The sequence below is a fragment of the Amycolatopsis sp. NPDC058278 genome (assembly GCF_042881395.1).
GTDB lineage: Bacteria > Actinomycetota > Actinomycetes > Mycobacteriales > Pseudonocardiaceae > Amycolatopsis.
In genome coordinates, this window is the sequence record NZ_JBHVXZ010000041.1 from 42,838 (window position 1) to 65,245 (window position 22,408).

General features: G+C 71.3%; 19 protein-coding genes and 2 pseudogenes. 13 read left to right on the plus strand and 8 right to left on the minus strand.

Translation table 11 applies throughout. The annotated features are described in order from the left end of the window. Both ACFVYA_RS22230 and ACFVYA_RS22235 read left to right on the plus strand, forming a co-directional pair. Complete coding sequence (locus ACFVYA_RS22230) at nucleotides 1-981, plus strand: methyltransferase (protein WP_387047530.1); 981 nt, start codon at nucleotides 1-3, stop codon at nucleotides 979-981. Beyond that, a complete protein-coding gene (locus ACFVYA_RS22235) occupies nucleotides 981-2,033 on the plus strand; it encodes a hypothetical protein (RefSeq protein WP_387047532.1) in 1,053 nt (350 codons plus the stop codon). Before ACFVYA_RS22230 ends, ACFVYA_RS22235 begins: the two co-directional genes overlap by 1 nt. A gap of 42 nt (nucleotides 2,034-2,075) precedes the next feature. Here ACFVYA_RS22235 and ACFVYA_RS22240 read toward each other — a convergent pair whose 3' ends face one another. Beyond that, nucleotides 2,076-2,291, minus strand: coding sequence for a hypothetical protein (locus tag ACFVYA_RS22240; protein WP_387047534.1), 216 nt, complete (start codon nucleotides 2,289-2,291; stop codon nucleotides 2,076-2,078). Nucleotides 2,292-2,467: 176 nt separating this feature from the next. Between ACFVYA_RS22240 and ACFVYA_RS22245 the strand changes: the two genes are divergently transcribed. After that, complete coding sequence (locus ACFVYA_RS22245; protein WP_387047535.1) at nucleotides 2,468-3,637, plus strand: nucleotide disphospho-sugar-binding domain-containing protein; 1,170 nt, start codon at nucleotides 2,468-2,470, stop codon at nucleotides 3,635-3,637. Nucleotides 3,638-3,713: 76 nt separating this feature from the next. Here ACFVYA_RS22245 and ACFVYA_RS22250 read toward each other — a convergent pair whose 3' ends face one another. Then, on the minus strand, nucleotides 3,714-4,163 hold the full coding sequence (locus ACFVYA_RS22250) for an enediyne antibiotic chromoprotein (RefSeq protein WP_387047536.1): 450 nt from the start codon (nucleotides 4,161-4,163) through the stop codon (nucleotides 3,714-3,716). A gap of 216 nt (nucleotides 4,164-4,379) precedes the next feature. Between ACFVYA_RS22250 and ACFVYA_RS22255 the strand changes: the two genes are divergently transcribed. Genes ACFVYA_RS22255 through ACFVYA_RS22265 form a run of 3 tightly spaced genes read left to right on the plus strand, consistent with a single transcriptional unit; the run spans nucleotide 4,380 to nucleotide 8,289 of the window. Further along, nucleotides 4,380-5,846 (plus strand): condensation domain-containing protein, encoded by a 1,467-nt coding sequence (locus ACFVYA_RS22255; RefSeq protein WP_387047538.1) that lies wholly within the window; start codon nucleotides 4,380-4,382, stop codon nucleotides 5,844-5,846. 50 nt (nucleotides 5,847-5,896) lie between these two features. Continuing rightward, entirely contained in the window at nucleotides 5,897-6,628 is a 732-nt protein-coding gene (locus ACFVYA_RS22260) for a thioesterase II family protein (RefSeq protein WP_387047540.1), read from the plus strand. Beyond that, a complete protein-coding gene (locus tag ACFVYA_RS22265; protein ID WP_387047541.1) occupies nucleotides 6,613-8,289 on the plus strand; it encodes a non-ribosomal peptide synthetase in 1,677 nt (558 codons plus the stop codon). The genes ACFVYA_RS22260 and ACFVYA_RS22265 overlap by 16 nt, the downstream gene beginning before the upstream one ends. Here the strand turns inward: ACFVYA_RS22265 and ACFVYA_RS22270 are convergent. Then, nucleotides 8,258-8,422, minus strand: coding sequence for a hypothetical protein (locus ACFVYA_RS22270; protein ID WP_387047543.1), 165 nt, complete (start codon nucleotides 8,420-8,422; stop codon nucleotides 8,258-8,260). The two genes, ACFVYA_RS22265 and ACFVYA_RS22270, sit on opposite strands and share 32 nt — an antisense overlap. Continuing rightward, a pseudogene (locus tag ACFVYA_RS22275) lies at nucleotides 8,419-9,768 on the minus strand (acyl-CoA carboxylase subunit beta). Before ACFVYA_RS22275 ends, ACFVYA_RS22270 begins: the two are co-directional and overlap by 4 nt. A 127-nt stretch (nucleotides 9,769-9,895) precedes the next feature. On the opposite strand from ACFVYA_RS22275, the gene rfbA reads away from it, so the two are divergent. The 3 genes from rfbA (at nucleotide 9,896) to ACFVYA_RS22290 (ending at nucleotide 14,073) form a co-directional block, all read left to right on the plus strand. Beyond that, on the plus strand, nucleotides 9,896-10,777 hold the full coding sequence (rfbA, locus tag ACFVYA_RS22280; protein ID WP_387047545.1) for a glucose-1-phosphate thymidylyltransferase RfbA: 882 nt from the start codon (nucleotides 9,896-9,898) through the stop codon (nucleotides 10,775-10,777). Between the two features lie 51 nt (nucleotides 10,778-10,828). After that, nucleotides 10,829-12,370, plus strand: coding sequence for a GMC oxidoreductase (locus ACFVYA_RS22285; protein WP_387047547.1), 1,542 nt, complete (start codon nucleotides 10,829-10,831; stop codon nucleotides 12,368-12,370). A 236-nt stretch (nucleotides 12,371-12,606) separates the two neighbouring features. After that, the gene (locus ACFVYA_RS22290; RefSeq protein ID WP_387047549.1) at nucleotides 12,607-14,073 is read left to right on the plus strand and encodes an MFS transporter; all 1,467 of its coding nucleotides are present in this window, start codon (nucleotides 12,607-12,609) and stop codon (nucleotides 14,071-14,073) included. Between the two features lie 150 nt (nucleotides 14,074-14,223). On the opposite strand, the gene ACFVYA_RS22295 is transcribed toward ACFVYA_RS22290, so the two are convergent. Both ACFVYA_RS22295 and ACFVYA_RS22300 read right to left on the minus strand, forming a co-directional pair. After that, nucleotides 14,224-14,808, minus strand: a complete 585-nt coding sequence (locus ACFVYA_RS22295; protein ID WP_285992678.1) for a dihydrofolate reductase family protein — start codon at nucleotides 14,806-14,808, stop codon at nucleotides 14,224-14,226. Nucleotides 14,809-14,887: 79 nt separating this feature from the next. Continuing rightward, the gene (locus ACFVYA_RS22300; protein ID WP_387047551.1) at nucleotides 14,888-15,835 is read right to left on the minus strand and encodes an LLM class F420-dependent oxidoreductase; all 948 of its coding nucleotides are present in this window, start codon (nucleotides 15,833-15,835) and stop codon (nucleotides 14,888-14,890) included. A 591-nt stretch (nucleotides 15,836-16,426) separates the two neighbouring features. Here ACFVYA_RS22300 and ACFVYA_RS22305 point away from each other — a divergent pair. Further along, complete coding sequence (locus ACFVYA_RS22305; protein ID WP_387047553.1) at nucleotides 16,427-17,878, plus strand: BBE domain-containing protein; 1,452 nt, start codon at nucleotides 16,427-16,429, stop codon at nucleotides 17,876-17,878. Nucleotides 17,879-18,009: 131 nt separating this feature from the next. After that, nucleotides 18,010-18,126: pseudogene (locus ACFVYA_RS22310) on the plus strand (helix-turn-helix domain-containing protein); the annotation flags it as partial. Nucleotides 18,127-18,180: 54 nt separating this feature from the next. On the opposite strand, the gene ACFVYA_RS22315 reads toward ACFVYA_RS22310, so the two are convergent. Next, on the minus strand, nucleotides 18,181-18,897 hold the full coding sequence (locus tag ACFVYA_RS22315; RefSeq protein ID WP_387047555.1) for an RNA polymerase subunit sigma-70: 717 nt from the start codon (nucleotides 18,895-18,897) through the stop codon (nucleotides 18,181-18,183). A gap of 434 nt (nucleotides 18,898-19,331) precedes the next feature. Here ACFVYA_RS22315 and ACFVYA_RS22320 point away from each other — a divergent pair, with 434 nt between their 5' ends. Further along, complete coding sequence (locus tag ACFVYA_RS22320) at nucleotides 19,332-20,600, plus strand: cytochrome P450 (protein WP_387047557.1); 1,269 nt, start codon at nucleotides 19,332-19,334, stop codon at nucleotides 20,598-20,600. Between the two features lie 124 nt (nucleotides 20,601-20,724). Next, nucleotides 20,725-21,618, plus strand: coding sequence for a bifunctional transcriptional activator/DNA repair enzyme AdaA (locus ACFVYA_RS22325; protein ID WP_285992673.1), 894 nt, complete (start codon nucleotides 20,725-20,727; stop codon nucleotides 21,616-21,618). Between the two features lie 38 nt (nucleotides 21,619-21,656). Here ACFVYA_RS22325 and ACFVYA_RS22330 read toward each other — a convergent pair whose 3' ends face one another. After that, nucleotides 21,657-22,406, minus strand: coding sequence for an SDR family NAD(P)-dependent oxidoreductase (locus ACFVYA_RS22330; protein ID WP_387047559.1), 750 nt, complete (start codon nucleotides 22,404-22,406; stop codon nucleotides 21,657-21,659). Nucleotides 22,407-22,408 lie beyond the last annotated feature (2 nt).

Sequence of the window (22,408 nt, forward strand, 5' to 3'; positions counted from 1 at the left end):
GTGTTCCCCGAACGGCTCGAACGTGCTGTCTACGGGCTGTACGTCACGCACGCGGTGCAGCTGGCCTGCGCCCACGGTGTGTTCGACGCCCTGCTGCCCGCGCCCGCACCGTCCACAGTGGTGGCCGAAAAGCTCGGGCTCGACCGGGAGACCCTCCACCGGATCCTCGTGGTGCTCGGCGGAGCGGGCCTGCTCGAGGCAGGAGTGGACGGCTGGGTGGTGCCCGCCGACCTCCGGCCGTTCGTCGACTCCGGCGCCGAGGAGTACCTCGGCGGGTTCGTCACCCACCTGACCGAGAGCACGGCCGGGCGGATGTCCGAGGTGGCCGGCTTCCTCGAGCGGGGCAAGCCGGCCGGCACCCGGCCGTTCGACGTGCTCTACCACGACGAGGCCGCGACCGAGCGGTTCCTGCAGGCCATGTGGGACCTCAGCCACGGCGTCTCGGCGGAGCTGGCCGCACTGTCCGAACTGGACACCGCGACGCACCTGGTCGACGTCGGCGGGGCGAGCGGCCCGTTCGCGGTGGCCGCGCTGCGGGCCGCGCCGTCGCTGACGGCCACGGTGTTCGACCTGCCGGCGGTCGGCCCCGCCGTCGCCCGCACGCGCGAGCGCTTCGGCCTCGCCGGACGGCTCGGATTCACGCCCGGTGACTTCTTCCGCGACCGGCTGCCCGAGGGCGACCGGATCGCGTTCGGCTACATCCTGTCCGACTGGGCCGACGGGACGTGCGCCGAGCTGCTGGCCGCCGCGCGCCGCGCGTGCCGGCCCGGTGGGCTGGTGCTGATCATGGAGCGGCTGTTCGACGACGACGGCGTCGGCCCGCTCGCCACCGCGGCGATGAACCTCTCCATGCACGTCGAAACCGAAGGCCGTCACCGCAGCGCCGCGGAATACGTCGAGCTGCTGACCGCGGCCGGCTTCCACGGCTGTGAGGTCCGGCGCGGCACCCGCGACAAGCACCTCGTGCTGGGCCGGGCGTGATGGCCGCCTTCACCGGGGTCTGCGCGGACATCGTCGCGGCCCAGCGAAGAGCCGGCCGGTTCGCGCTCACCGCCGCCGAACGGGAACTGTTCGGGCGGTGGCACGAGGAAGCCGCCGCCGAGCCCACCGAAGCGAACCTGCCGTTGCGGTTGCTGACCCGGCCGTTCAGCCCGCGGCCGATTCCGGAGTACTACCGCTACACCAGCCTGCACGTCCACGAGTGGTTCCTGGCGGACGCGCCCGACCCGGTGGCGGCCGCGGCCCTGGCGCTGCGGCTCACGTTGGCCGACCTGCTCGACCTCGAGCGCCGGGCGCTGCCGGAGCTGCCGTACCTCGCCGAGCGCGTCGAGCTGCTGACCGGGCTGACCACGCGCGTCGCCGACCTGCCCGCGACCCCGCGCAGCCGGGTGGGGGAGCTGCCGGTGGACGAAACGCGGGCGTTCCTGCTGCTGGGCTGTTCGGGCTTCCCGCAGTCCGACAAGCACGAGGAGCACGTGTTCCTGCGGTCCGTGCAGGCCTGTGAGCTGGTGTTCTTCCTGGTCCGGCGGCTCGCCCTGCCGGCCGGGTCGGCGTTCCGGCTGCGTCAGCTCGGCCTGTTCGCCGACCTGCTCAACGGCATCTTCGAGGTGCTGACGACGCTCACGCCGGAGCGGTTCATGTCGTTCCGCGCCGAGACGGGCGACGCCAGCGCCGTGCAGTCGATGAACTACCACCTGATGGAACTGGTGGTGCACGGCCACGATCCGCGCCGCGAGGAGATCTTCGCGCGCTTCCCGCACTTGTCGTGCCTGCGCGGCGAACCGCACGTGGAGGTGCAGCCGCTGCGCCGGGTGGTGGCCGGCCTGGGCCGTCCCGAGCTGGACGAGCTGTGCGCGGCGGCCGAGCGCGCCCTGCTCGTCTGGCGCGGCCGGCACTACGGCTTCGCCCGCAAATACCTGCCCGACAGCAAGGGCTCGGGTGGCACCGACGGCTGGGCCTACCTGAAGCGGTTCGTGACGAAGAACGCGCCGCCGGTGCCGGAAGTCGACCTTGCGGCGTTTGCCTGCCTGTGACCGGTTTCCGGCCGGCGGCGACGCCACCGGCCGTCCGTCCGGTCAGCGGCCTCGTCGCAGCCGGATGCTCGCGGCCACCCAGATGAACAGCACCAGCACGACGATCGCGACCGCGATGCCGATCAGTGCGCCCGAGTCGACCGCGCCGGTCAGGTAGAGGATCACCCAGACCAGGGCGAGCGGCATCGCGGAGCCCAGAACGGCGCCTGCGGGAAAGCGCTTGGCGGGTGTGGTGCCCTCGCGCCAGGGATTGCTCATGGTGCACTCCTTCTTCGTGGAATTCACTGGATCTGCCGGACGTCCGGGTGGGGATCATCCTGCCCCGGTTCCGAACGGGACGGCAACCGCGCGCCACCCGTTCTGGACGCCGGTTCGAGCGGCCACCCCGACGCTCGGAGCGCTGTCGGCGACCGGGATCGGAGGATGAACGTCGCGTGCGCGTGCTGATCACGACATGGAACTGGAACACCCTCTACTTCCCGCTGGTGCCATTGGCCTGGTCCCTGCGGGCGCAGGGCCACGAGGTCGTCGTCGCCACCCAGCCGGGGCTCGTCGGTACCGTGCTGCGCTCGGGCCTGCCCGCCGCCGCGGTGGGCGAGAGCGTCGACGCCGGCGCGATGATGGGCGGCTTCCTGCGCCGGCTCGCCGACTCCGAAGGCGTGAACCCGCCGCACTGGCGCGACATGCGCCGCCACGGCACCCTGAACTGCCGGCTCGGCGTGGCCGCCTGCTGGACGATGATGGACGGCCTGCTGGACTTCGCCCGGCGCTGGCGCCCGGACGTGGTGCTGTACGAGGCCTGGACCTACGCGGGCCCGATGGTGGCCGACCTGCTGGGCGTGCCCGCGATCCGGCACACCTGGGGCATCGACTACGCCGGGCTGTTCCGCGAGTTCGAAGCCGAAGCGCTCGCCGAGGTGCGGGCGCACTGGGGGCTCGACGAGGTCCCGTCGCTCGCTGCCGTCAGCGTCGACCCCTGCCCGCCGCAACTGCAGATCGCGTCCCCGGGCTCCCGCCTCCTGATGCAGTACGTGCCGTACAACGGCCCCGGCGTGCTGCCGGACTGGCTCCACGAGCCGAGCCCGCGCAAGCGCGTCTGCGTCTCCTGGGGGACGTCGTCGGGCCGGTTCGACCGCAAGATGGTGGTGACCGGCCAGGTGGTCCGCGCGGTCGCCGGGCTGGACGTCGAGGTCGTCGCCGCGGTGACCGCCGCGGACGCCGACCTGATCGGCGAGCTGCCCGCCAACGTCCGGGTGGTGTCCGGGGTCCCGTTCAACGCCCTGCTGCCGCGGTGCGACCTGGTGATCTCGCACGCCGGGCTCGGCACGGTGATGACCGCGCTGGCGTCCGGCACCCCGCAGCTGCTGGTGCCCCAGATGACCGACACCGCGCTCAACGCCGAACTCCTGGCGGAGAACGGCTGTGGCGAGTTCGTGCTGCCCTCGGACGCGACCGACGAGGTCCTGCGCGAGAAGGCCGCCCGGATGCTCGGCGACCCGGCCTTCTCGGCGGCGACCGCGAGCGTGCGCGACGCGATGCGGCAGCTGCCGACGCCCAACGAGATGGCTGCCCACCTGACCTCCCTGACCTCTTCCATGGTCTGAACCACTTCCCGGGAAGGTGCCGGTCACGGCTCGCTGGGGGAGGGAAGCGCGTGACCGGCACCGGGCTCACGGCGGGTCAGCCGAACGTGATCGAGACGCCGGCGCCCTCGCTGCCGGTGTTGCTGGTGTCGGCGGAAGCGATCACGCAGTGCGCGGTCGCGCAGTCCACGGTGGCCCCGGCCGCGCCGGTGCTGAGATCGACCGCCTGGAACGCCTTGTGCACGGTCAGCTTCGCGGCCAGCGCGCCGTCGGCGCCGGCGACGGTCGCCACCAGTGCCGCCTTGTCGCACGCCCGGCCGGCCGGCTGGGCGGCGTCGCACTCCAGCAGGACGATCGTCGAGCCGGCGGCGTAGCCGGTTCCGGACACGTCCACGACCTGCCCGTCGGCGAGGCCGCTGCTCGGGCTCGCGGTCAGCGCCGCGGCAGCGGGCGCGGCCGAGGCCGTGGTGGCTCCGGTGCAGGCGAGGGCCAGTGCGAAACCGGCGGCCACGACCGCTTTCGTTCCGATCGAGGTGCGAGCAGACATGAAGTGGTTCCCTCCGGGTGCTTCGGCGATGTGGACGAGTTCGATTCTGTCCGGGTGCGCGCGGATCTTGCGAGGTGCTAACGATCGACTTCCCAGGTCCTTCGACCGGACGACGCCCGCGGTCGCACGGTCGACCCACCCGCGGTCGACCAGGACTCCACCGAGCCCGCATACCTTGCTCACGACGTACATCGCGCTGGTTGACGGGGGAGATCCGTGGGGAAGGACAACGCGAAGCGATCGGCACTCGCGTCCGTGCTCGAGGTGGCGTCGTCGCTGCTCGGCGAGCCGGTCGCCCCCGGCGACAACCTGTTCGACCTCGGCGCGACCTCGCTCATCGCGATCAAGCTGGCCAACCGGCTTTCGGTGCGCCACGACGTCGACGTCCTCCCGGTGCGGGTGCTGCGCGCGCAGACGCCGGCGGCGATCGCGGCGGTCGTCGACGCCCTGCCCGTGCGGGAATCGGCCGGGGCCGCCGAAGGCCGGTGGGACTACGGGCTGCCCCTGAGCCAGTTCATGGCCTACCGGGTCGCGCTGGACGACCCGCGCGACGACGCCCACCTGCTGCGCCGGCTGTACTGGCTGGAGGGCGAGCTCGACACCGGTGCGCTGGCCGGCGCCCTCGACGTCGTCACGTCCTGGCACGACGCGCTGCGCACGCGCATCCTCGCCGGCCCGCGGCCGGTGGTGGACCCGCCCGGCTCGGTGGGCCCGGTGTGCACCGTCGGGACCGGCACCGCCGCGGACGCCCGCCGGTTCCTGCTCCGCGATTTCGACCTGGCCAACGAGATCCCGATCCGGGCCTGGCTCACCGAGCTCGGCGACCGCCGCTTCCTGCTCGCGATCTCCGTGCACCACACCGCGTACGACGGCTGGTCGGAGCAGATCCTGCTGCGGGACCTCGCCACCGCCTACACCGCGCTGGCCGCCGGGGAGCCGCCCGCCGAGCGGCAGCCGACCTCGTACTACCGCGCCATCGCCGTCCAGGAAAGCCGTCAGGCCGCCGAGCTCCGCCGGGCTCGGCACTACTGGCGGGAGCAGCTGGCCGGCGCCACGGCGTTGCCGTTCGGCGGCGCCCGGGACGAGGTCGGTCCGGGGGTCACCGTCCCGGCGCCCCTTCCCGGCGGGCGGAGCGCCACCGCCGCGGAACTGCTGGCCGCGTACGCCGGCGCGCTGCACGACGTCACCGGCGCTCGTGACGTTCTGGTCAACGTGCCGGTGGCCGGGCGCTCGGTGCCCGAGGTCGAGAACGTCATCGGCTGTTTCCCGTGGGCGGCGGCCGTGCGGTTCCCGGACGCCGCCGCGCCGGCCGGCGAACTGGTCGAGACCGCGGCGGAGCGGCTGCGGGCCGCCCTCGCGTCCCCGCCGATGCCGATCAGCGCCTTTTACCAGCCGCCGGCCGGTGTGCCGTGTTCTCCGTTGCTGCAGGTCACTTTCGAGTTCCACGTCTACGCGGTGGCGACGCTCGACCTCCCCGGCGTGCGGTGCACGGGCCGGGAACGGCTGAGCGCGGCGAAAACGTGGCACGACGTCGCGCTGGAGGTCTGGCCGGAGCCCGAGGCCCACGCCCAGCTGCGGTACCGCACGGACGTGCTGAGCGCCGGCGAGGCCCGGCGGCTCGCCACGGCGTGGGCACGACGGCTGCAGCTGCGCGACCTCGGTGTCGGCGCGGCCGCGCAGTGAGCCGCCGACGGCGTCCGGCCCGGTCCGGAACCGACAGGAGAGGAGTGCACATGCCCGGTGCGAGCATCGCGCACTGGACGCGGCCGGCGCAGCCGCGGGCCCGGCTGGTCTGCCTGCCGTGGGCGGGTGGTGGGGCCGGGCCGTTCCGCGAGTGGCGGAACCTGGTGCCCCCGGACACCGAACTGCTGGCCGTGCGCTGGCCCGGTCGCGAAAGCCGGCTCGACGACCCTCCGCACGCCGATCTGGCCGCGGCGGTTTCGGGCCTCGCGGACGACCTGCACGCCCTGCCCGATCTGCCGACGGTCCTGTTCGGACATTGCTCGGGCGGCCTGCTCGCCTTCGAGCTCGCCCGCGAGCTGCGGCGGCGCGGCGGGGAACTGCCCGGACGGCTCGTGGTCGCCTCCTGCGAAGCGCCCGGGCGGCTGACCGACCCCCGGCCCATCGGCGACCTGCGCACCGAGCTCGCCGGCAACGGCGTCACCGATCCGCGGATCCTGGGCGATCCGGACCTGCTCGCCGTGCTCGCACCGCCGGTGCTCGCCGACCTCGCGCTCAGCCGGTCCTACGTGTACGAGAGCGAGCCGCCGTTGCCGGTGCCGGTCACCGTCGTGGCCACCGAGGAGGACCTGGTGGTCACGCCGGCGCGGTGGACGGACTGGCAGCGCGAGACGACCCGGCCGCTGCGGCTGGCCGGCGTCCGCGCGCGGCAGCTCTTCCCGAACGGGGCCTGGTCCGAGCTGGCCGGCCTGGTGTCCGAGGAGCTCCCGTGCCCGCGACGGTGATCGAGCGGATCGCGGACCGCGCGAAGGAGGCGCCCGGCGCGCTCGCGCTGGACTGCCGGGGTACCCGGGTGAGCTACGGCGAACTCGTGGCCCGGGTCGATGCGCTCGCCACGACGCTCGAGCTGGTCCCGGGGCAGCGCGTCGCGGTTTGCGCACCCCGCGGCGTCGAAGCGGTGATCGGGATACTGGCCGTGCTGCGGGCCCGCGGCGCCTTCGTCCCGATCGACGTCACCCTGCCCGAGGCCCGGGTCGCGCACCAGATCGAAGACTCCGGCGCCGTTGCCGTGCTGGCGGCCACCGGCCACCCCCCGGTGGCCGGCGTACCGGTGCTGTCGCTCGAGTCCGCGGCCCCCATCGGGCCGCGTCCTTCTTTTCCCAGTCCGCGCGACCTGGCGTATGTCCTGTACACCTCGGGCTCGACCGGGAAACCCAAGGGCGTCGAGGTCGAGCACGCCGGGCTCACCAACTACGTCGGCTGGGCCGCGCGCACGCTTCCCCGCGCGGCGGCGGGGAGCATCCTGCATTCGCCGCTGTCGTTCGACTTCTCCTTCACCAGCCTGTTCGTCCCGCTCGTCCGCGGTGAGTCGATCACCCTGCTGCCGGAAGACGCCGGGTTCGACGAGCTGCTGTCCGCGATGGAGCGTCCGCACGGCTTCGTCCGGCTCACGCCGACGCACCTGCGCCTCCTGCTGCCCGAGGTGGACGGACGGCGGTTGCGCAGTGCCGCGTACGTCATCGGCGGCGAAGCCCTCCCGCCCGATCTCCTGCGGTCGTGGGCCCGGGTCGCGCCGGATGCCCTGCTGTACAACCACTACGGCCCGACCGAGGGAGTGGTCGGCCGCTGCGTGTTCGCGATCGACGCGGCTCGGGCGCGGTGCTGGCCGGACACGCCGGTGCCGATCGGCAAACCGATCGACGGCACCGAGATCCGGCTGCTCGACGCCGCCGGCGCACCGGTCCCGGACGGCGCCACCGGCGAGATCTGGCTGGGCGGCACCGGCATCGCCCGCGGTTACCTCGGCCGTCCCGACCTGACCGCCGAGCGCTTCACCGACGGCGGTTACCGCACCGGCGACGCCGGACGGCGGCTGCCGTCGGGCGATCTCGTGTTCGCCGGCCGGCTCGACGACCAGGTCAAGATCCGCGGGTACCGCGTCGAGCCCGCCGAGGTCGAGATCGCGCTGGCCGGGCACCCGGGCGTGGCACAGGCCGTCGTCACGGCCGAGACCGACCCGGCCGGCGACGTCCGTCTCGTCGCGACCGTCGTCCCGGACGGGACACCACCGTCGGCGGCCGAGCTCCGCGGGTACCTCGCCGGCACGTTGCCCCCGTACTGTGTGCCCGCCGTGATCCGCACCGCCACCGCGCTGCCCGTCAACCGCCGTGGCAAGCTCGACCGCCGGGCCCTCACCGCGCCGGCGTTCGAGGGGACGCGGGGTGAACGGCTGGCGGGGATCTGGCGGTTCCTGCTGGAGCTGGACGAAGTCGCCGAGGAGGACAACTTCTTCGACCTCGGCGGCACGTCGTTGCTGGCGGTCCGGGTCGCGGAGCTGGCCGCCGGTGCGGGGATCCCGCTCACCCCGACGGCTGTGCTGCGGCACCAGACCCTCGGCGCGCTGACGGCTCTGGTCAGCCCCGTGCCCACGAGCCTGGGGCGGTGAAGCTCTCCCGCACCCAAGCGGGCGCCTTTCCGGCCACCGGCGCCGCGCGCGGACGCGAGGCCAGCAGGGCGAGCGCGGCCAGCTCGTCGTCGCCCGGGGCGCCACGCACGATCACGACGTCCTCCGGGGTCACGACGGCGGGTTCCCGTGCTTGCGGGACGGCAGCCTGGCCTGCTTGGCCCGCAGCATTTCCAGTCCGTCGATGAGGATGCGCCGGGTCGCGGCCGGGTCGACGACGTCGTCCACCAGGCTTCGCTCTGCCGCGTGGTACGGGTGCATCAGCTCCTGGACGTACTCCTTGATGCGCTGTTCGCGGGCGGCCTCGGGATCGGGTGCGCCGGCGATCTCGCGGCGGAAGACGACGTTCGCCGCGCCCTCGGCGCCCATGACCGCGATTTCGTTGGACGGCCAGGCGAAGGGCAGGTCCGCGCCGATCGACCGCGAGTCCATCACGATGTAGGCGCCGCCGTAGGCCTTGCGCAGGATGAGCTGGATCCGCGGGACGGTCGCGTCGCAGTAGGCGTAGAGCAGCTTGGCGCCGTGCCGGATGATCCCGCCGTGCTCCTGCTCCCGGCCCGGCAGGAAGCCCGGCACGTCGACGAGGGTGACGAGCGGGATGCTGAACGCGTCACAGGTCTGCACGAACCGCGCCGCCTTTTCCGAGGCGGGGATGTCCAGCACGCCGGCCAGGGCCGCCGGCTGGTTCGCCACGATCCCCACCACGTGCCCGTCGAGCCGGGCGAGTCCGCAGAGGACGTTGGGAGCCCAGGACGCGTGCGTTTCGAACGGGTCGCCGTCGTCGACGATCTCTTCGATCACCGCGCGCATGTCGTAGGCCCGGTTCGGATCGCCGGGGACGAGGTCCAGCAGCGCGGGGCAGTCCCGGTCCCGGTCGTCGGCCGGGACCACGGCCGGGGGCGGTTCCCGGTTGTTGGCCGGCAGCATCGACAGCAGGTGGCGGACGTCGGCGAGGCAGTCCTCTTCGGTGTCGTACACGAAACCGGCGACGCCGGAAACGCCGGCGTGCGCGTCGGCCCCGCCAGCTGTTCGTGCGAGACCTCTTCGCCGGTGACCGAACGCACCACGTCCGGGCCGGTGAGGTACCTTGTGGATCTTTTCGGCGTGCGCCTCGCCGAGCGAGCCGCCGAAGATGCGGAAGTCGTGGGCGTACGCGAACACCGTCCGCCCGTGGACCTTCCCCCAGCCGGTCACGACCCCGTCCGACGGCGGCCGGTGGTGCTCGAGCCCGAACCCGGCGGCGCGGTGGCGCCGGAAACCCTCGATCTCCCGGAAGGAACCGGCGTCGAACAACAGCTCCAGCCGCTCGCGGACGGTCAGCTTTCCCTTGGCGTGCTGCTGTTCGGTGGCACCCGGCGAGGGGCCGGTGAGCAGGTTGCTTCGTGCCGCCGCCAGCTCCGCGACCCGTTGCCGCAGGTCGTGCCGGAGCCCGGCGGGGGACGGCTCGGAGCTGGTGACCATGCCGGCGAGTGGACCACCACCCGCTCAAGGATGCTTCGACTCCGCTCGGACGGGGTTTGAGCCATCTTCCACGAGCCGCTGGCACAGTGTGCCCGCCGTGGATCCGTGCACCAGGTTTGGAGAGACCGTGAAAGGCATCATCCTCGCCGGCGGGGCCGGCTCGAGACTGCACCCGATCACCCAGGCGACGTCGAAACAGCTGCTTCCCGTGTACGACAAGCCGATGATCTACTACCCGCTCTCGGTGCTGATGCTCGCGGGCATCACCGAAATCCTGGTGATTTCGACGCCCGAGGACCTCCCCAGCTTCCGCCGGCTGCTCGGCTCCGGGGAGCAGTTCGGGCTGGACATCGAGTACGCGCTCCAGTACCAGCCGAACGGCCTCGCCGAGGCGTTCGTCATCGGCCGCCGCTTCGTCGGCGATTCCCGGGTCGCGCTGATCCTGGGCGACAACCTGTTCCACGGCCCGGGGTTCTCCGGCGTGCTCGAGCAGGCCAAGTCCGATTTGGACGGATGCGTCCTGTTCGGCTACCGGGTGAAGGACGCGCACCGCTACGGCGTGGCCGAGGTCGACGCGGCGGGAAACCTGCTTTCCCTGGAGGAGAAGCCGGCCCGGCCCCGATCGGACCGGGCGGTCACCGGGCTGTACTTCTACGACAACGACGTGCTCGACATCGCCGCCTCGCTGAAGCCGTCCGCGCGTGGTGAGCTGGAGATCACCGACGTCAACCGCCGGTACCTGCAGCAGCACCGCGCGCGGATGGTCGACCTCGGCCGGGGTTTCGCCTGGCTGGACACCGGCACCCACGACTCGCTGCTGGAGGCCGGTCAATTCGTGCGCGTGATCGAGGACCGCACGGGTGTCCGCATCGCCTGCGTCGAGGAGATCGCCCTGCGCATGGGCTACATCGACGCCGCCCACTGCCACGCGCTGGGGGAGAAGCTCGCGAAGTCGAGCTACGGCGAATACGTGATGAGCGTGGCCGAATCGATGTCCGCGGCCCCCTGAGCGCGATGCGTTCTTCGCGGCGTAGGCACAGTGAGCGAAAGGCTTCCCGAGATGACTGCAACTCCTGACGTCGACGTCCTCATCGTGGGCAGCGGCCCGGCGGGCGCGACCTACGCCCGGACGATCGGCGACGCGGTGCCGGGTGCCCGGATCCTGATGGTCGAGGTCGGTCCGCGGCTGCCGGGACGGCGTGGCGAGCACACGCACAACCTGCCGCGTGCCGACCGGCGGGCCGCGGAGCTGCTCACCCAGGGACCGGACGCCGGGATCGAACGGGCGACGGCGCTGGCCGACATCGCCGGGGGCGCCGACCCGTCGACGGAGTTCCGGCAGGTCGTGCTGCCCGGCCTGTTCTTCGTGGACCCCCGGCCCGTGCTCCCCGACGGTGAGGTGGGGCTGCCGGCCGCCAGCATGGCGAGCGGTGTCGGCGGGATGGGGGTCCACTGGGCCGGGGGATGCCCGCGCCCGCGGCAGTCCGAGCGCGTGCCCTTCATCGCGGCCGGAGAACTCGACGCCGCGCTCGACCACGCGGAAGCCCTGCTCGGCGTGACGGCTTTCGGCAGCGACCAGGGCGTCGCCGGTGCCCTGCGCAAGAGGATGGCCGAGGCGTTCGAGGGGCCGGGCCTGCCGCCGGTGGGCTTCATGCCGATCGCCGCCCAGTGGGACGGCGCCGAGCTTCGCTTCTCGGGCACCGGCGCGATCCTCGGCGACATCGAGGAGACCGCACCCGGCTTCGAGCTGCGCGCGGAGACGCTGGCGCGCCGGGTCGTCGTGGAGGACGGTGTCGCGACCGGGGCCGAGCTCGAGGACCGGCGTACGGGCGAGGTGTCGGTGGTCCGGGCACGGCACGTCGTCGTCTGCGCCGACGGTCTGCGCACGCCGCAGGTCCTGTTCGCCTCGGGCGTGCGCCCGCCCGCGCTGGGCCGCTACCTCAACGACCACCTGCAGATGGTGTCCTTCGTCCGCCTCGACGACGCTTTCGTGGGCGGCGAGGCGTCCGGCATCGAGGACATCGGCTACGTCCTGATCCCCTTCTCCGACGACCGGCCCCTCCAGGGCGGCGTGATGTCGGTCGCGAACTCGCCGTACGGGTTCGCCGCCGGCGGGCGCATCGACGACCGCCTCGGCCTCGTCAGCTGGTACGGCGCCAAGGACGTGCAGCGCGGCGACGCCGTCGAATTCAGCGAAACCGAGACCGATCACTACGGCATGCCGCGCATGTCCATCCGCTACTCGCACACCCCCCGCGACCTCGAAACGATCGAGGCCATGCGCGGCCTTTCCCACCGGAGCGCGGAGCTGGTCGGCACCCTCGCCGAAGAGCCCGCCTTGGCAGCCGGCGGCGCGTCACTGCACTACCAGGGCACCGTCCGCATGGGAGCGACCGACGACGGGCGCTCGGTCTGCGACCCCGAGCTGAGGGTGTGGGGAGTGCGGAACCTGTACGTCGGCGGCAATGGCGTCATCCCGACGCCGACCGCGTCGAACCCCACGCTCACCACGGTCGCGCTGGCCTGGCGCGCCGCGACCCGGATCGCGGCCGAACTCGGCGGCGATACGGGTTGCCGAATTACGCGACCGCGCGGACGGTGATTTCCTCCGCCGGGCAGGCGCGGTCTCCCAGGTATTCGAAGATTCGCCGCACCGCGTCCGCCGTCGACTGCCCGGTATTCCGCGAAAGGGACTCCATCAAATCCTGCGTCGGCGCCGACAGATCTTGTACGTCACCGCGCGCGGCAGGTCCCCGTGCGCTGGTCACATTTCCGCACACTTCCTGAACCGGCATTCTGGAAGAACTCGGCGGACAACCGGATCTGTACTGTCGGCGCATGAGTTCTGCGACATCACTTTCCACCACCTCGGCGCGGTGGAGCGGCCGCCTGTGGGCCATCTTGCTGGCCGTGTCCGTGATCGTAGGCCTGGACGCGCTCGACGTCTCGATGGTCGGCGTGGCACTGCCGGCGATCCGGGCCGACCTGGGCATGTCCACCAGCGCGCTGCAGTGGGTCGCCGGCGGCTACGCGCTCGGGTTCGGCGGCCTGCTGTTGCTCGGCGGGCGCACCGCGGACCTGCTCGGCCGGCGCCGGGTCTTCCTCGCCGCCGTCACGGTCTTCATCGTCGCCTCGATCCTCGGCGGCGTCGTCGACGACGGCGCGCTGCTGATCGCCACCCGGTTCATCAAGGGCGTGGCCGCGGCGTTCACCATGCCCGCCGCGCTGTCGATCATCACCACGACGTTCCAGGAGGGCCCGGCCCGGTGGCGGGCGCTCGGGATCTACGCGGTGTTCGCCGCCAGCGGGTTCGCCGCCGGCCTCGTGTTCTCCGGGTTGCTGACCCAGGTCGGCTGGCGCTGGACGTTCTTCCTGCCGGTGCCGATCGCGCTCGTCGCGCTGCTGGTGTCGGCCAGGGTGGTTCCCGGCTACCCCACGGAACGCGGCGGCATCGGCTACGACCTGCCCGGCGCGATCACCGGGGCGGCCGGCTCGCTGCTGCTGGTGTTCACCATCGTGCAGGCCCCGGAGGCCGGTTTCGGCGCGCCCCGGACGGTGCTGAGCTTCGTCGGCGCGGTGGCGCTGCTGGTCGCGTTCGTGCTGATCGAGCGGCGCAGCCGCAGCCCGTTGCTGCGCCTGGGCATCCTGCGGTCGCGGCCGCTGGCCACGGCGAACCTCGGTACCGCGCTGTTCTTCGGCGCCTACCTCGGTTTCCAGTTCGTGGTGATGCTCTACCTGCAGTCGGTGCTGGGCTGGTCGCCGTTGCAGACCGCGCTGGGCTTCCTGCCCTCCGCCGTGTTCGTCGCGTTCGGCTCGCCGAAGATCGGACCGCTGATCTTGAAGGTCGGCACCGAGCGGATGATCTTCGGCGGGCTGCTCGCGCACGTGCTGGCGTACGCGCTGTTCCTGCGCGTCGACGAGCACTCCGGCTACTGGGCCGCGGTGTTCCCGAGCACGGTCCTGCTCGGCATCGGCTTCCTGATGGCGTTCGCCTCGTTCAACATCCAGGCCACCGCCGGCGTGGCCGACCACGAGCAGGGGCTGGCCGGCGGCTTGCTGAACACCTCGCTGCAGGTCGGCGGCGCGATCGGGCTGGCCGTGGTCACCGCGGTGCTGACGGCCAGCGGTGGCGCCGGCGGGGGAGCGGCCGCGCTCGTCGACGGCTTCGTCCCGGCGATCAGCATCCCGATCGGTCTCGCCGCACTCGGTGTCCTGGTCGTGCTGCCGGGCGCGCTGCGCCGGCGCGGCGGCGTGGCGGCCGTCCCGGCCGACCCGCCGGCGACCGAGCTGGACGAGGCCGCGTAGCGGCGGATGGCACGGCACCGTCGTCCCACGGGGACGACGGTGCCGTCGTCGCCGTTCCGGTGCACGTGGTGCCCGCAACCGGCTGATGCCACGGATCCCTTGTGGTGCGGGGGATCCCAGGCCACAGTCCGGGTGGGACCACCGGGGTGCTCAGCTCGTCGCGGGCCGCTGCGGGCGGTAGCTCAGGATGGCGATGCCGGTGTCGAGGTGGGCGGTCCCGGCGAGCTCCAGCTCCACCACCGGACCACCCTCGCCGAACAGTCGCTGCCCGGTGCCGAGGACGACCGGGCAGACCATGAGGTCCAGCTGGTCGACCAGGCCCTCGCGCAGCAGCGAGCGCATCAGCGTGACGCTGCCGTACATCAGGATGTCCTGGCCGTCCTCTTCTTTGATCTTCTTCAGCGCGCCGATCGCGTCGCCCTTCAGCAGGCTCGCGTTCCAGGTGAGCGGCTCGGCCAGGGTCGTCGAGGCGACCAGTTTCGGAATCGCGTTCAGCCGGTCGGCGTACGGTCCGGTGGCGTTCGGCCACGCCTTGGAGAACATCTCGTAGGTGTGCCCGCCGCACAGGAAATAGTCACAGGACTGCAGGCGTTCAAGCGAGCGTTTCCCGACCTCTTCGTTGAAATACCGGTTCGCCCAGCCGCCGTGTTCGAAACCGGTCATTCCGCCCGGATCTTCGACGATGCCGTCGCTGGTCACCAGGGTCGAAACGATGATCTTCCGCAATGTCGTCACTCCTTCATGCCGGTGGGCCGCGCCCGCGCTTTCGGCGGGCGCGGCCCACGAACTGACCCGACCAATACCCGGTACGCTACTACCGCAGGAATTCCTGCGCGTACCGCTCGATCGTGGTCAGTTCCAGGGCGTCGACGAAGGTGATCACGAGCTCGTCCACGCCGGCGGCCTCGTAGGCGGCGAGCCGGTCGCGGACGGTGTCGATGGTGCCGATCAACCCGTATTCGGCGACGTCACCGGGGAACACGCTGGGCGCCCACGGCGGAACCTGTTGCGCGGCCTCCTCGTCGGTGTCGGCGATGATGCACAGGGTCAGCGCGGTCTTGTGAATGCTGTCGAAGTCGCGCCCGACCGCGGTGCAGTGGTTCTTCAGCACCTCGAACTTGTGCGCGAGCGTGGCCGGGTCACCGGAGACGTTGCACAGGTCGCCGTACTTGGCCACCAGCTTGAGCGTCACCTTCTCGCCGCCACCGGCGATCAGCAGCGGAATGTGCGGCTGCTGAATGCCCTTCGGCTGGTTGATCGCGGAATTGACCCGGTAGTACTCCCCGTCGAACTTGGCCTCTTCCTGGGTCCACATCGCGAGGATGACCTGCAGCGCCTCGTCGAGCCGGCGCAGCCGCTCGGCGGCGTCCGGGTACTCGTACCCGTAGCCCAGGTAGTCGGGCTCCCACCAGCCGGCGCCGATGCCGAAGGTGAACCGGCCACCCGAGATCACGTCCAGCGTCGAGGCCATCTTGGCCTGCAGCGCGGGATTGCGGTAACCGTTGCCGGTGACCATGGTGCCGACGCGGAGCCGCTCGGTCCCGGTCAGCAGGGCGGTGCTGGTCGTCCAGCACTCGAACAGCATGTGCTGGGTGTTCATCGCGTTGTGGAGGTGGTCGGCCACCCACACCGTCTCGTAGCCGTTCTCCTCCGCGGCCTTCGCCACGCGGGTCAGCGCCTGGTACGCCTCGGCGGGGTCCTGCATGCCCGCGAGCTCCAGCGAGAAACCCTGGGGCAGGAACACACCATGCTTGATAGCCAACGTGCACACCTCTCTTTCGGTCGGGTCGTTTGGTCTTGTCACCACGTACAGACCGGCGCGGGCGGCGAAAGGGAGCGCACCGTCAACAACTTTCTTTCCCGCCGTGCCGGCAGCTAATTTCTGTCACTTTGGGTGACCGGAGCCGGAGTGCTTCGCGATAATCGCCTAGCCTGCCTGCCGGCCTGTCGCGATTACGCAGCCGCTCGGAAGGGCTACTCCGGTCCAAAGTGACAGCAACATTTTGAGCGCCCGCCGAACGAACGCCGAGTACCGTCGGTGACCGAATCGGTGGCTTCACCCCGCACGGATGAACCGTGGCGGACACCGGTGAAGTCGTCTTCGTCAAGCCTAACTTTGGAGGACTCCATGGCTGACGGTAACCTGGGGCGCCGCGCCGTGCTCGGAGCCGGTGTGGCGGGAATTGCAGGGCTGGCCGGAGGTGGGCGTATGGCGGCATCGGCCGCTCAGGATGGCAACGGCAATGTGAGAACGAGTGCAGTCCCGCCAGCCGTGGCCGTGACGGCGAATGATCCGCAGTACGCCGACTGCGTTCGCGGTCTCAACACGCGGTACATCGGCACGCCGGAATCCGTGCGAATCGTCAACTGCACGGATCAGGTCGTGCAGGTCGTCCAGGAGGCCGTCACGAACAAGAAGCGGCTGAGCGTCATTTCCAGCGGGCACTGCTACGAGGATTTCATCTTCAACCCGGACGTGAAGATCGTCGTGGACATGACCATGATGAACAACACGTACTACGACCCGGTGATGAACGCGGTCGCCGTCGAGTCCGGCGCGACGCTCCTGGAGATCTACAAGACCCTGTACAAGCAGTGGGGAGTGACGATCCCGGCCGGCTTCTGCTACTCGGTCGCCGCTGCCGGGCACGTCGCCGGCGGTGGGTGGGGGCCGCTGTGCCGGGTCGACGGCCTTGTCGTGGACCACCTCTACGCGGTCGAGGTGGTCGTCGTCGACGCCAACGGCACGGCGCGCGCCGTGGTGGCGACGCGGGAGCCGAACGACCCGAACCGGGACCTGTGGTGGGCACACACCGGTGGCGGCGGCGGAAACTTCGGCGTCATCACCCGTTACTGGTTCAAGTCGCCCGGCGCGACCGGTTCCGATCCGCGGACCATGCTGCCGCGCCCGCCGCACGACGTGCTCATCAGCGCGATCGCCTACAACTGGAGCAGCCTCACCCAAAGCCAGTTCACCCGGCTGGCGCGGAACTACGCGAGCTGGCACATCGCCAACCGCGCGGCGGACAACCCGAACCGGGTGGTGACGAGCTACCTGCTGCTCAACCACCAGTCCAACGGCCAGATCGGGCTCATCACCCAGGTCGACGCCACGGTCCCCAACGCCCAGACGATCCTGGACACCTACATCGCCTACATGCAGAGCGGTGTCACGGCCCAGCACGTCGCGCTCACCAACCGGATGGCCGAGATCAGCCCGATGCCGGAGCTGGTCCAGGCGCGGCGGCTTCCCTGGCTCGAGGCGACCCGCATGCTGGGCACGACGAACCCGCCGCTGAACGACCCGACCTACCGGGCGGAGTACAAGTCGACGTTCATGCGCGGCAACTTCCCGGACAACCAGATCGCCGCGGTGTACCGGCACCTCACCAGCACCGCGATCAGCAACCCGCTGGCGGGCGTGCAGTTCACCCCGTACGGCGGGCAGATCAGCGCCGTCGACCCGGCGGCGACGGCGATTCCGCACCGCGGCGCGGCGTTCAAGATGCTCTGGTCCGCGCAGTGGACCGACCCCGCCGACGACGCCAAGCACATCGACTGGATGCGCCGCGGCTACGCGGACGCCTACGCCGGCACCGGCGGCGTGCCCGTGCCCAACGACGTCACTGACGGCTGCTACGTCAACTACCCGGACGGCGACCTGAGCGACCCGAACTTCAACAAGTCCAACACCCCCTGGTACACCCTGTACTACAAGGACAACTACGCCCGGCTGCTCCAGGCCAAGCGCCGCTGGGATCCGCTCAACTTCTTCCGCCACCGCCAGTCCATCGGCACCACGTAGGCCGTGCGACCCCTGACGAAGCGTCCCTCCCCACGCCCAGCGCGCGGAGGGACGCTTTTTCCATTTCCGGCCGTGCGATACGCCCGGTCCGCACATCGTCCCGAGCGTGTCGCACGTTGGGGTAGGCGTGTGTCGAGCGAGCCAGGATTGTGCTGGCGGCGGCGGATGGGCAGGGAACCGCGGGCACCGCTCGGCTGGCCGGGGTTTCGCGTCCGACGGTGATCAAGTGGCGTGACCGGTCTGTTGCGGCGCTGCGAGATCCGGCCCCACGCCACCCGGCAACGAACTTCGGACGTGCGGCGCTAGGCGACGGCCATGGCGGGGTTTTCGAGGACGGCGTCGTGGCGGAGAACGTTGCGCAGGGCGTCGGCGTCGGAGTTCTGGAAGGCCGAGATGTACCGGTCGAGGAGGGCGCGGCGGGCGGGTTCGGCGCACTCGACCACGTCCTCGGCGACCGGGGCCTGCTGCAGGATCCGGGTACGCGCGCGTTTGAGGGTGCTCTTGACCGCGTCGGTGGTCGTCTCCAGCAGTTCGGCGACCTCGCTGGCCGGCCAGTCGAGGACGTCGCGCAGGATCAGCACGACGCGCTGCCGGGCGGGCAGGTAGGCGAGGCTGGCCATGAGGGCCAGGCGCAGGTTGTCGCGCAGCGCGACGATCTCCGCGGGGTCGGCGAAGCCGTGCTGGGGCGGCTCTTCTTGGCCGCGCCAGGCCGCGGTCAGGACGGCCGTGGCCGCCTCGTCGTCGGGGCCCGCGAGGCCCGCGGGGAGCACGTTGCGGTGGCGCTGGCGCATCGCGGTCAGGCAGGTGTTGGTGGCGATCCGGAACAGCCACGTGCGCACCGACGAACGGCCCTCGAAGTTGCCGAACGCGCGCCAGGCCCGCAGGTAGGTCTCCTGGACGGCGTCCTCGGCGTCGTCCACCGAACCCATCAGCCGGTGGCAGTGCGCGAACAGCTGCCGCCGGAACTGCTCGGTGTGCTGCACGAATTCCTCGCAGTCGGCGGCGGCTTGAGTCGTCATCATTCCACTCCTCCGGCGCACCGGTCTCATCGGCCGCGTATTCCCGCCCCACCCGGAAACGCGAAGTCGGATCCGGGCCCCCGTACCACGGCTGAGGCTATCCACGACCGAATGAGTTCGACCATCGCCGCGGCGCGACGGAGCACGTTGGAAGAGCGGAAGAACGGACGCAGCAATATGGAAGAAGGGGTGCCGCTGACGAGGAGCGGGCGGGGTCGTGACCGTCGCGGACCGGCCCCCGCGCCGGCAATTCAGCAGCCTCGAAGAAGGCCGGCCGGTTCCGTCATGGCTGCGTGCCCGGCCGGATACGAACCGTTACCTGGCCTTCCGCCGACGACGGGGTCGCGATCAGTCCCGGGCAGGAGAGCACGACCGGAGTGGAGCGGGTGGTCGCACTTGGACATGCTGGACCCCACACGAGAAGGGAGGCCACAGTGGACGATCACGGGACTGGTCAGTGCCCGTTCGCACTCGACCCCGCAGGTACGGACATCCACGCCGAAGCCGACGAGCTGCGCCGGCGAGGTCCGGCCACCCGGGTCGAGCTGCCCGGCGGCGTCGTGGTCTGGTCGGTCAACCACTACTCGGGTGCCAAGCAGATCCTCAAGGACCCGCTGGTCACCAAGAGCGCCCGGGACCACTGGGCCGCCTTCATCGACAACCAGATCCCGCCGGACTGGGAGCTCATCAGCTGGATCACCATGGAGAACATGGCGACCGCGACCGGCCGGAACCAGGTCCGGCTGCGCCGGCTGGTCAGCAAGGCGTTCAGCCCCAAGCGGATCCAGGCGCTCCAGCCGCGGATCGAGGAGCTGGTCGACGAGCTGGTCGACAGCCTCGGTGCCGTCGCCCCCGGCGAGGTCGTCGACCTGCGGGAGCGGTTCTGCTACCCGTTGCCCGCGCGGCTGATGGCCGACATGCTGGGCATGACCGAGCAGTCCCGGGCCAAGACCGCCCAGGTCATGGACATGATGGTGAACACGACGGTGAGCCCGGAGCAGGCCCAGGCGCTGCTGGTCGGGTGGCAGAGCGCGATCACCGATCTCATCGAGCTCAAGCAGCGCGACCCCGGCGAGGACATCACCAGCGACCTGATCCTCGCCCGGGACGACGAGAACTCCAAGCTGACCCAGGAAGAGCTGCTGGGCACGCTCTTCGCCATCCTCGGTGCCGGCACCTCGACCACGGTCGACTTCCTCGGCAAGTTCCTGGTGGAGCTGCTGACCCACCGCGACCAGCTCGACCGCGTGCTCGCCGGCGAGGTCTCCTGGGACGAGGCGATCGAGGAGGGGCTGCGGATCGAGGGCCCGGTGGCACACCTGCCATTGCGCTACGCGGTCGAGGACATCGACATCGACGGCGTCACGATTCCCCGGGGCGACGCGATTCTGGTCAACTACGCCGGTGTCGGGCGCGACCCGGAGGTGCACGGCGACACGGCCGGCGAGTTCGATGTGGACCGTGCCGACAAGACGCACCTCGCCTTCGGCGTCGGTCCGCATTTCTGCCTCGGCTGGGCGATCGCCCGCGAGGAGGTCAAGATCGGTCTGGGCAAGCTGTTCGCCAGGTTCCCCGACCTGGAGCTGGCCGTGGACCGGACGGAGCTGCAGGCGACGCCCACCTTCATCATGAACGGGTACCGCTCGGTTCCGGTTCGCCTCGCGGCAACGCGATCCGGCGCGGACCGCACCGCCGCGGCATGAGTCAGGTCCAGCACGTCTCCGGTCGCACCTGGCCGGAGCTCTACGTGGAGGCCGGATTCGCGTTGCGCGAGTTCGGCTGAGCGGATCAGACCGCTCCCGCAAAACCGATCGACGGAGTTGCCCGATGGACGACGAACAACCGTATGTCAGTGAAGACGAGCGGTGGCGAGCCGTCCAAGAGCGGGACTCCCGGGCCGATGGCGAGTTCTACTACGTGGTCCGGACCACTGGCCGGTACAGCCGGCCGTCCTGCGGCACCCGGCCGGCGCGGCGGGAGAACGTCACCTTCTACGACACCGCCGACCAGGCCCGCGGCGAGGGTTACCGCCCGTGCCGCCGCTGCCAGCCGGACGGGCCGGGGCTGCGGGAATGGTATGCCGCAACGATCACCCGGATCTGCCGCTCGCTGGCCGAGTGCGACGGCTGCTCGTCGCCCAACTTCGACGAGCTCGCCCGCGAGGTCGGGCTGAGCCGGTTCCATTTCCACCGGATGTTCAAGCTGTACACCGGGGTGACGCCGCACGCCTATCTCACCGACGCCCGGGAGAACCGCGTGCGGCACGAGCTCGCCGTCGCGCCCTCGATTTCCGAGGCGATCTACCGGTCGGGGTTCCGGTCCAACGGGCATTTCTACACGGTGATCCGGGACATTCTCGGCATGACGCCCTCGTCGTTCCGGTCGGGCGGCCTGGGCACCGTGATCCGCTTCGCCGAGGCCGGCTGCGCGCTCGGGCACGCCCTGGTCGCCGCCACCGACGACGGCGTCTGCGCGGTCCTGGTCGGCCAGTGCCCGGGCGACCTGCGCGAGCAGCTCAGCCGGCGGTTCGTGCACGCCCGGCTGGTCGGCACCGACGAGGCGTTCGCCGCGCTCGCCGTCCGGGCGTTCGACACGGCGGATCCGCCGGAGCGAGGCCGCGACCTGCTGCCGGCGGACGTCCTCACCGCCGCGTTCCGGCAGCGGGTCCGGCAGGCGATGCGCGCCGAACCCGCCGCCGCGGTCAGCGTGTGCTTCGCCTGAGCCGTCCTCGGAACGGCCCGGGCGAACACCGCCGCGGATCATGCCGTCGCGCCACCGTCGATGACGACGTCGGTGCCGACGGCGAACCCGGAGTCCTCCGAGGCGAGCCAGAGCACGGTGCCGACCACCTCGGCGAGGCTGCCGACCCGGCCGATCGGCAGGGCGCTGCGCAGCCGGGCCGCCTGCTCGTCCTCGGTCTCGCCGCGGATGAGCGAGAACGGGGTGGCCAACGGGCCCGGACTCACACTGTTGATGCGCACACCGGCCCCGATGTTCTCCAGCGCTGCGGTGCGCGTGATGGAGCTGATCGCCGCTTTCGCCGCACCGTACGCGCCGGTTCCGGGAATGCTCCGGCGGGTGCCGATGATCGACGACATGTTGACGATCACCCCGCCGCCGTGCGCGCGCATGTGGGCGATCTCGTGCTTCATCGACAGCCAGGTCATCGTGGCCACCGACAGCGCCTTCGCCCAGGTTTCCGGCGCCAGGTCGGCCAGCGGCCCTGGCACCATGATGCCGGCGTTGTTGAACGCCACGTCCAGCCCGCCGTGCTGGTGCACGGCGGCGTCGACCGCGGCCCGGACGTCGGACTCCTCGGTCATGTCGCCGACGAGGTAGCCGGCCGTTCCGCCGTGCGTCTCGATCTCCTTGACCGTCTGCCGCAGTGGTTCCTCGTCCGGACCGGTGACCAGCACGGCGGCGCCCTCGCCGGCGAAGGAGATCGCCGCCGCCCGGCCGATGCCGGTGCCGCCGCCGGTGATCAGGACGACTTTGCCTTCGAATCGCATGT

What these genes read in the sequence shown, in the direction of transcription:
- ACFVYA_RS22235 (WP_387047532.1), top strand. Translation starts at nt 981, where the DNA reads ATGGCCGCCTTCACCGGGGTCTGCGCGGACATCGTCGCGGCCCAGCGA.
- ACFVYA_RS22240 (WP_387047534.1), bottom strand. Translation starts at nt 2,291, where the DNA reads ATGAGCAATCCCTGGCGCGAGGGCACCACACCCGCCAAGCGCTTTCCC.
- ACFVYA_RS22250 (WP_387047536.1), bottom strand. Translation starts at nt 4,163, where the DNA reads ATGTCTGCTCGCACCTCGATCGGAACGAAAGCGGTCGTGGCCGCCGGT.
- ACFVYA_RS22260 (WP_387047540.1), top strand. Translation starts at nt 5,897, where the DNA reads ATGCCCGGTGCGAGCATCGCGCACTGGACGCGGCCGGCGCAGCCGCGG.
- ACFVYA_RS22285 (WP_387047547.1), top strand. Translation starts at nt 10,829, where the DNA reads ATGACTGCAACTCCTGACGTCGACGTCCTCATCGTGGGCAGCGGCCCG.
- ACFVYA_RS22290 (WP_387047549.1), top strand. Translation starts at nt 12,607, where the DNA reads ATGAGTTCTGCGACATCACTTTCCACCACCTCGGCGCGGTGGAGCGGC.
- ACFVYA_RS22315 (WP_387047555.1), bottom strand. Translation starts at nt 18,897, where the DNA reads ATGACGACTCAAGCCGCCGCCGACTGCGAGGAATTCGTGCAGCACACC.
- ACFVYA_RS22325 (WP_285992673.1), top strand. Translation starts at nt 20,725, where the DNA reads ATGGACGACGAACAACCGTATGTCAGTGAAGACGAGCGGTGGCGAGCC.
- ACFVYA_RS22330 (WP_387047559.1), bottom strand. Translation starts at nt 22,406, where the DNA reads ATGCGATTCGAAGGCAAAGTCGTCCTGATCACCGGCGGCGGCACCGGC.